This is a genomic window from Halomonas sp. ND22Bw, from assembly GCF_003011945.1.
GTDB classification, from domain to species: Bacteria; Pseudomonadota; Gammaproteobacteria; order Pseudomonadales; family Halomonadaceae; genus Halomonas; species Halomonas halophila.
Map to the genome: position 1 here is coordinate 1 of NZ_PXWD01000951.1, position 268 is coordinate 268.

Annotated in this window: 1 pseudogene; it reads left to right on the top strand. The window is 68.3% G+C overall.

From position 1 onward, the window contains the following. Nucleotides 1–12 precede the first annotated feature (12 nt). Nucleotides 13–268, top strand: a pseudogene (locus CVH10_RS20980) (hypothetical protein); the annotation flags it as partial.

A 268-nucleotide genomic window follows, 5' to 3' on the forward strand; every position in this document is an offset into this window, starting at 1 on the left:
AACGAAAACGCCATGCTGCGGATCCTGGGCCAGCGGTATGACGCGACAGGGCAGGATCTGCGGTTTTCGCTGATGGGCCAGCCGCATCTGGTCCGCCTGCCGCTGATCGGCGGCTTCCAGGCCGAAAACGTGCTGGCGGCGGTGGGGCTGGCGCTGGCGGCCGGCGATTCCGCTGAATCCGTCCTGCGCGCGCTGCCCGAACTTCAGACCGTGCGCGGGCGGATGCAGCTTGTCGCGCAACGCGACAACGGCGCCACGGTCTTTGTCG